Here is a 7,352-nt window from a genome sequence, read left to right on the forward strand (position 1 = left end):
CGGATTTCGTATGTGCACGAGGCCGTCAGACGGCCAGGGAGTCCTCGACGTGGCCGAGGCGGAGCGGCAGCACCATCTCCACCTCCTGCTGGCTCTCGTTCAGCGGGTACGGCTCACTGTGCCCGGTCGCGACAAAGCCGCTGCGCCGGTAGAAGGCGATGGCACGGCGGTTCTCCTCGTGGACCAGGAGGGCGAGCCGCTCGGCCGAGGTTTCCTGGCGTGCCCAGCGGACGATCTCGTCCAGCATGAGCGTGGCCGCGCCGCCCGACGCGCCCCGGTGGTCCGGGTGCAGCCAGACCCCCACCAGCTTGGCGGTGTCCGGCGCGGGCAGGAAGGCGTTCATGACCCCGGTCCAGGATCCCCCCGGCTCGACGGCGGCGACACCGATGTTGCCGGGGCCCGCGGCGCGCGAGGTGCGGAACTGCCATTCGCTGTCGGGGTGCCCGAGGGCGTCCTCGATCGTTTCGAGGTAGGCGAGCGGGGTGTCCCGCAGCATCTGCAGGCGTATCACCCGGTACGCCTGCCAGTCCTGCGTGCGGACACGGTGCAGGGAGTAGTCCATCACCGCTCAGTCCCAACCCCAGCTCTCACCGCCACGAACAGCGGCACACGACACCACATGGGGGAGAAGAAACCGGCTCATTTACGTCTCATCCTCGATTCGCTTCCTTGATTCGTCCAGAGCGACGGCCTGCAACCTCGGCAGGTCACAACCATCCTGCGCGGGTGGCGAGAATCCCCGCCTCGAAGCGGCTGCGGGAGCCCAGTTTCGCCGTCACACTCGCCATCAGACGCCGGGCGGTACGAAGGGACAGCCCCAGCTTGCGCGAGGCCACCTCGTCGGTCTGTCCCTCGGCCAGCATGCGCAGGAGGGCCATCTCCTGAGGGGTGGGCGCGTCGGACACACTGGGGGGCGGCGTTCCGAACGGTGTGGCGCGTTCCCACAGAAGGTTGAACAGCGCCAGCAACCCGGCCACCGCGCCCGGAGTCTGGATCACGACGGCGCCAGCCCGGCTGTCCTCCGGATCGATCGGCACGAGAGCCACCGACCGGTCCGCGATCAACAGGCGCAGCGGCAGTGACGGCACGGTTCTGATCTCACCGCCGAGCCCGGAGAGCCACTGCGCGTAGTCGTTCGTCGCACGGTCGTTGCGAATGCTGTCGAGATAGAGGGTTCGAAGGCTCACACCAGCCGCGAGGCTCGCTTCGTCGAGCGGCCGGCTCGCTTCCAGCGCCTCCGGGCTCTGCGCACCGCCAGGCATGAAGGCGAGCAACTCGCTGGTGGCCTGCTGGGCGATCTCGGAGAGACGCGCACGCACCTCGGCGACACTTCCGAGCCGCTCCAGGCCCAGAGTGCCGTAGTAACCCCTCTGCGTCGCGTGCGCCGCCGTGAGCTTTGCCGCGGCTTCGCGAATGGAGGCCAACTCCAGCTGCTGGGCGTGGATCTGCCGTTCTCGCTGGTGAATGTAACGGGCGAGCCCGACCTCAGGAGCGATCCCCACCATGTGAGCGGTCTCACCGGACGGGAACAGCATCGACGACTCGGCCAGCTTGTCCAACTTCCCCCGCACCTCCGACTCCGGGAGGCGCAACTCATGGGCGATCTCGCCCACGCCCCAGGCCGGCCGGGTGATGACGAGGCGGTACACCTCGACGCAGACCTCGTCCTGCTCGATGAGGGTCGCCAGCATGGAGGTCTCGGAATCAGGCTGGACGTCTTTGGCAGAACCGATCATTGTCCATCCCCTTCGCGAACCGACCGCACCGGACTGCGAACGACCATCGATCGGAGAGTAACCGGAAGGTACTCAAAGCCCAGTCGAGAACTCCTCAGCTTGCCCTCGAACCCTTCCACGCGCCAATAGCGTTCACCGCCACTCCATTGCAATGTGCAGGTCCGAGAATGTTGCGTTCCCTGCACGTCATCGCAACGATTTCATGGCCTCTGAACAGCAAAAATGCTCGACAACCCCAACAACTCGATTGCGAAAACAATGAACGCAACGTAGCGTTTCCACTGTCAGAAACATCGAACCGGGGGTGGAACCATGGAGACAGCGCACAGTCGGCAGTACGCGGCACCGGGCGCGTTCACCGCCTTCGCCCGCTTCGTGCTCTGCGGCGGTGGAGTGGGCCTGGCCTCCAGCTTCGCCGTGACGGCACTCGCCTCCTGGCTTCCCTGGACTCTGGCCAACGCCCTGATCACCGCGGCTTCCACACTCCTCGCCACCGAACTGCACGCCCGCTTCACCTTCGGCGCAGGCAGGTGCGCGACCTGGCGCCAGCACGTGCAGTCGGTCGGATCCGCAGCAGCGGCATACGCCATGACCTGCGTGGCGATGTTCATCCTGCAGCAGCTGGTGGCAACACCCGGCGCGCTGCTCGACCAGGTCGTCTACCTGTCCGCTTCCGCACTCGCCGGCATCGCGCGCTTCGCGGTGCTGCGCCTCGTGGTCTTCGCACGCAACCGCTCGCAGACCGCCCCCACAACCCCCACCTCCCGGCCCGTACGCACGACCACCCCCCGCACCACGGCCACCCCCCGCACCACGGCCACCTCCCGCACCACGTCACCGCCCGCCCCCACGGCACTCTGCCGCGCCGCCTGACGGCCTGGCCGCGTCCTCCACCGATCAGTGGACGGTGAAGCCACCATCGACGGGGAGAGCCGTTCCGACGACGAAGCTGGCGCCCGGGCTGCACAGCCACAGAACGGCTGCTGCGAGCTCGTCCGCTCGCCCCAGCCGGCCGATGGGCTGTTCCCTGATGATGCCGGCCATGGCCTCGGCCTGGTTCTCGACCATGTCGGCGACCATCGGGGTGTCGATGACGCCGGGGCACACGGCGTTGATACGGACCCCCCGTGACGCGTACTCGACCGCGGCGCTGCGGGTCAGACCGATGACGCCGTGCTTGGAGGCGTGGTAGACCGCACGCTCGGGCAACCCGACGAGCCCGCCCAGGGACGCGCAGTTGACGATGGCGCCGCACTCGCCCCCGCCACCCTTAGGCGCTCGATCTGCTCGGCCGTACACCTAACCCCCGTCGCGGTCTCCGAGCCCGCATGGCGCGGGGGTTACCCGGCTTCGTCGACGAGTTGGTGGTGTGCTGTGGTGAGGAGTCGGGTGACCCTCAGTGGGGTGCAGAGGGCGGCGGGGGAGTGCATGGGTACGGCCCAGTAGGAGGCGTACGTGTGCGGGTTGTGCCGGACGTCGGTGAGCCGTGGGACGCCGAGGTAGGTGCCGCGCCCGAGAAGTTCCACGTCGAGCTTGGACCGCCACTCGTCTGCGGCGTGGCGCCACGTGCGAGGCATGCCGGCCGGGACGAGCACGTAGTAGCGACGCCCATGGGGGTCGCAGATGACCGGTCCGCCGTCGAGGGCGTCTTCCAGGAACTCGTCGGTGTCGTCGGCTTCTTCCGTTCCGGCGATGCTGTGGACGAGCCGGGCGGGGATGCGTACGGCGGAGAAGAGGGTGCCGAGGGGGAGGAGGGCAACTCCTTGTTCCTGCCATTCCAGGCGCGCTTGGCTGGGTGCGGAGCGGGTGGAGAGCAGCCAGTGTTCGGTGGCGAGTCTGCGGTCGGCGCTGGAGTGGACCAGCGTGCTGGGTTCGGTTCCGACCGGCCGCAAGGCGGCTGTGCCAGTCACGGCGGTAGGTTGCATGTGTCGACGCTCCTCAGCGGCGTGGGCACCCTGGCGAGGTCTCACCACCTCATCGGGGCTTGACGCTTTGAACGGTAGGAGCCCCTGCAGGCAATCGCCGACCGCGATCCGGTCGCTACGTTCAGGCAGTGAGCAGTCCCACCTTCCCTGCCAGGTCGGCGGCACGGCGGCGGCGGGGAGCCTGCGTGGACTCAATCTCCTCCAGCAGGATCGCTTTCGCGTAGCCGTTGTAGCGGATGGTCTCGGGCGCGGCTTCGTACGCCTTCTCCAGGGACGCGACAGCGACGTCCGGCTGATTGTCCAGCTGGTAACCGCGGGCCTCTTCGATTCGGTGCCGGGCCCGGCGTGGACGCGACTTGATGACGCTCTGCTCAGCCCTGGCTGCCTGCCGTACGGACTCCCCACCCTGCCGCAGCTCGACGGCGACAGTCACCGCGTGCGCGCGCATCACCGCGTGGGAGAAGGACGTAACGGGGTGGTAGTAGGTCTCTGGGAGCCGCGCCGCGATGTCGTTGGCCTTGTCCCAGTGCCGCCATGCCGTACCGGTCTCTTGTCGTCGAGCGGCGGTGTAGCCGAGTTCGAACTCAAGGGCACCTGCGATGGCGAGGACGTCGTCCGACGCTTCGGGCAACAGCGGTTTCAGGAATCGGATCGCTTCGAGGTTGACGAGGTCGGCGGCATCGTAGTGCCGCGATCCGCTGTCGCGGTGGGCCTGGGCCAGCAGCCATGAGGCCACACCGATGGCGTGCGGGTCCTCGCTCTCCTGGGCGGCGATCATGCCGCGTTCAGCGGCGCGCCAGAGCAGGTAGCTGTCAGGCTGGTAGGCGAGGAAGAACTGCGCGAGGGAGTACGTCTGCGCGAGCAGCGCCTGGGCCGCGCGGCGCTCGACCGCGCTGCCGCAATGGCGTACGAGGGCTTGAGCGTCCCGGATCAGGTCAGGCAACAACGCGCCGATCGCCTCGCGGTGGTTCATCGAAGCGTGCCGTGCCTTCCACGCAGCGTGGAGCCGGGCCTCCAGGTGGGCTACGGGAGGCGGCTCGACGCGGTTGGTGAGCGGGAATCCGTCGATGGCTGCTTTGACAGCGGTGAGCCGAGGATGGCCGGGCCCGACGAAGAGGTCGACCCTTGCCTCCGGCCGGCCTGTGAGGTCCGCCAGATCCCGCACCCGAAGGATCTCGGCGAGGCGCAGAACTGTCTCGATACCGGGCGCCTTCTGCTGTCCATTCTCGATCTTGCGATACGTGTGCGGCGAAACACCAAGCAGATCGGCAACTTGAGCCTGCGTCATGCCTCGGCGTTCGCGGAGGATCTGTGCACGCTGGCCGAACCTGAGGGGATCGGCGTACGGGTCAGGGGTAGCGTTTTCTGACATCTCAGCCTTGCCCCTCCTAGCAGGTCCGTTCATGTCAGCGTAGGGGCAGCGTCGTTCTCTCGTGAGTCCCCAGCCGCGTCCACCCGGTCATTGGGCAGTTTGTTAGGTGGTGTGGGGAAGGTTCGCCGTTTGGGCGGCGAAGCGTTGGCGGCGCTGTTGGGTGAGGTGTTCTGGGTGGCTGGCTTGGATTTGGGGCACGGCGCTGGTGGTGCTGGCGAGGCGGCCGCCGGTGATGAGGGGGTGAAGCTGGTACTGGCCGCGTTGGTGGATCCAGGCGATCCCGCATTGGCGGAGTTCGCGGAAGCCTCGGTTGACCGCTGGTTTTGCGGCGCCGAGCGTGGCGCACATTTCGTCCTGGCTGATGTGGGCGGTGCCGGTGTCGGGGTCCTGGAGGGCGAGGAGGATGTCGAGGACGCGTCGGCCGGTGGGAGAGATGTCGACCAGAGCGAGGAGCTGCAGGACGTCGCGGGAGATGGTGACTGGCTCGTCCGTTGGGGGGCTTGGGATGTGGGAGCTGGTCACAGGGTCTCGATTCCATTTGGTGCGCCGCCTCGGGGCAAGGGTATCCCTGTGGGATTCACGCCGTCTCCTTCGCCTTGCATGATTGCCGTCGGCGCAGCGGTACGACGGCCTGCCTCAACTGGGCGGCGGCTGCTTCCTTCTTGGCCTTGGCCCGCTCGGCGCGCCATTCCGCCGGGTAGTCGGGTGTGGGGATGACACACATGGGCCCCTCTGCGGTGTTCCAGGCGGCCTGCCACCGCCGCTGCTCGCTGGAGGTACCGGCCACTGTCAGCCAGGGGTTGAGCTGGAGCAGCGCGGGTTTCACGGTACGCATCCAGCCGATGTGGGTGAAGAACTGGCTGGGCTCGCTGATCGAGGCAGCCGACAGCCCGCAGCGCTTTTGAAGTGCGCGTTGCGAGATGCGGATGTAGCCCCGAGGTGCGTTGGGGCAGCCATCTGACCGGCCAGCCGGATCTTGGAGAGAGATTAACTTGGACCACACCTGAAACCACGAACCGGGCATCTTCAGGCTGCCGAGGACATCCCAGAGCAGTCTTGCATCGAGGACGTATCCAGCGCATTCAGCACTGACCGCGAAAGAACGGCCCTCGATCTTTTCCACGCCGAGGATCATGCCGCCCTTGCCGTCCGAGCGTGTCACAACCCGCTCACCTGGCCGAACGATCGGCAAATGCTCCATCGGCACGCTCCTCAGATGATCAACGGATGTACACGACGGTATCACCAGAAATACCGTCTTGTTTCACGGATGCAGAACGAACTGGCTGGCGCACATGCCTGACAGACCGTCAGGTAAAAGTGCCGTTTGTTCTACAGATCTAGAACGCCACGAAGGTGCTTGTTCTAAGGATCTGAAACAAGCCGCTCGGCGTTTGCCCAGGTCAGGTACGGTTTTCGCGTTGCGCGCTCTTAACTACGTAGTAGAGGTCGACGCCGCATAGCCTCGGGCGGCCTGGTTCGGGCCTTCACGAGGCCCGAACCAGGCAGATCTGTTCCTGTGCTGCGGTCTCTGTGTCACTCGAACGTGTCAGCGGTTTGCGGTAGTTCTGTTGACTGTGGTTGGGGGGTGGGTTGTTTCGCGTTTGAGTGTGGGGTACCGCCGACAGTTCCTTTCCCTTTATAGAGATTTCTCTAAGGCCTACCGCCGAGAGGTGCCGGGCCTCATGATTCGCGGGGGTGGAGCAGGTGCGGGTGGTGTCGGGCTGGGGTTCCTGTCTCCTGGGTGTAGGTCGAGTGGCAGCTCGGTGGGTGTCGGTGGTGGGGTGTGTCGGCAGGGTAGCTGTGGTCCAAATTGGGTCTGCTGCTCGTTTTGATGCACGCTTTGCTTGGGACTTCGGGGATGGTCAGTGCCTGGGCGTTCTGAGGTCCTGTCAGCGCATCTCACTGGGGGGTTGTTTGTGGCCGGCTGGAGCGAAGCGGAGGCCGTGTGGCCTGCAGTGTGGGTTGTGTTGTGGAGTGTGGGTGTGCGTCTGCTTCGCAGCCGCTTGGGGGCGCTTCTTGTTGTGTAGGTGCCGCTCCCGCTTCGCGGGAGCTTGATTTGCCTGTGTAGCAGGTGAGTTACCCGTGCTTTGCGTGGGCGGGTTCTTTCCCGCGAAGCGGGAAAGGTGTGCCTTCGCTTCGCGAAGGCATGGTGGGTTTCTTCCCGCGGAGCGGGAAGGCTGCGCTGCGCGCAGCGCAGCGCTTCGCTTGTACTGCGCGTAGCGCAGTGGGACCCGCGGAGCGGGTCCGGAGGTTCAGCGCGCAGCGCTGAACCTCGCTAGCCTGGGCGCGCAGCGCCCAGGGGACCCGCTCCGCGGG

General features: G+C 66.5%; 7 protein-coding genes and 1 pseudogene. 1 reads left to right on the forward strand and 7 read right to left on the reverse strand.

From position 1 onward, the window contains the following. Positions 1–25 precede the first annotated feature (25 nt). Together ACFYMM_RS40485 and ACFYMM_RS40490 are read right to left on the reverse strand one after the other, a co-directional pair. Complete coding sequence (locus ACFYMM_RS40485; protein ID WP_388396855.1) at positions 26–562, reverse strand: GNAT family N-acetyltransferase; 537 nt, start codon at positions 560–562, stop codon at positions 26–28. A 145-nt stretch (positions 563–707) separates the two neighbouring features. Then, the gene (locus ACFYMM_RS40490; protein ID WP_388396858.1) at positions 708–1,736 is read right to left on the reverse strand and encodes a LuxR C-terminal-related transcriptional regulator; all 1,029 of its coding nucleotides are present in this window, start codon (positions 1,734–1,736) and stop codon (positions 708–710) included. Between the two features lie 312 nt (positions 1,737–2,048). Between ACFYMM_RS40490 and ACFYMM_RS40495 the strand changes: the two genes are divergently transcribed. Then, complete coding sequence (locus ACFYMM_RS40495; RefSeq protein WP_388396860.1) at positions 2,049–2,609, forward strand: hypothetical protein; 561 nt, start codon at positions 2,049–2,051, stop codon at positions 2,607–2,609. Between the two features lie 24 nt (positions 2,610–2,633). Here ACFYMM_RS40495 and ACFYMM_RS40500 read toward each other — a convergent pair. From ACFYMM_RS40500 to ACFYMM_RS40520, 5 genes and pseudogenes are all read right to left on the reverse strand, one after another. Further along, positions 2,634–2,987, reverse strand: a pseudogene (locus ACFYMM_RS40500) (SDR family oxidoreductase); the annotation flags it as partial. A gap of 89 nt (positions 2,988–3,076) precedes the next feature. Next, positions 3,077–3,646: a hypothetical protein gene (locus ACFYMM_RS40505; protein ID WP_388396862.1), complete on the reverse strand. Its 570-nt coding sequence runs from the start codon at positions 3,644–3,646 to the stop codon at positions 3,077–3,079. 136 nt (positions 3,647–3,782) lie between these two features. Further along, positions 3,783–5,033, reverse strand: coding sequence for a helix-turn-helix domain-containing protein (locus ACFYMM_RS40510; protein WP_388396865.1), 1,251 nt, complete (start codon positions 5,031–5,033; stop codon positions 3,783–3,785). Positions 5,034–5,135: 102 nt separating this feature from the next. Beyond that, a complete protein-coding gene (locus ACFYMM_RS40515; RefSeq protein ID WP_388396868.1) occupies positions 5,136–5,555 on the reverse strand; it encodes a hypothetical protein in 420 nt (139 codons plus the stop codon). Between the two features lie 55 nt (positions 5,556–5,610). Beyond that, positions 5,611–6,234 (reverse strand): hypothetical protein, encoded by a 624-nt coding sequence (locus tag ACFYMM_RS40520; RefSeq protein ID WP_388396871.1) that lies wholly within the window; start codon positions 6,232–6,234, stop codon positions 5,611–5,613. Positions 6,235–7,352: the final 1,118 nt, after the last annotated feature.

Source organism: Streptomyces sp. NPDC006739 (assembly GCF_042869815.1).
In the GTDB taxonomy this organism is placed as follows: Bacteria; Actinomycetota; Actinomycetes; order Streptomycetales; family Streptomycetaceae; genus Streptomyces.

Bases quoted from the DNA above. Each gene is read 5' to 3' on its own strand.
- ACFYMM_RS40495 (WP_388396860.1), top strand. From the start codon at position 2,049: ATGGAGACAGCGCACAGTCGGCAGTACGCGGCACCGGGCGCGTTCACC.
- ACFYMM_RS40490 (WP_388396858.1), bottom strand. From the start codon at position 1,736: ATGATCGGTTCTGCCAAAGACGTCCAGCCTGATTCCGAGACCTCCATG.
- ACFYMM_RS40485 (WP_388396855.1), bottom strand. From the start codon at position 562: ATGGACTACTCCCTGCACCGTGTCCGCACGCAGGACTGGCAGGCGTAC.
- ACFYMM_RS40520 (WP_388396871.1), bottom strand. From the start codon at position 6,234: ATGGAGCATTTGCCGATCGTTCGGCCAGGTGAGCGGGTTGTGACACGC.
- ACFYMM_RS40510 (WP_388396865.1), bottom strand. From the start codon at position 5,033: ATGTCAGAAAACGCTACCCCTGACCCGTACGCCGATCCCCTCAGGTTC.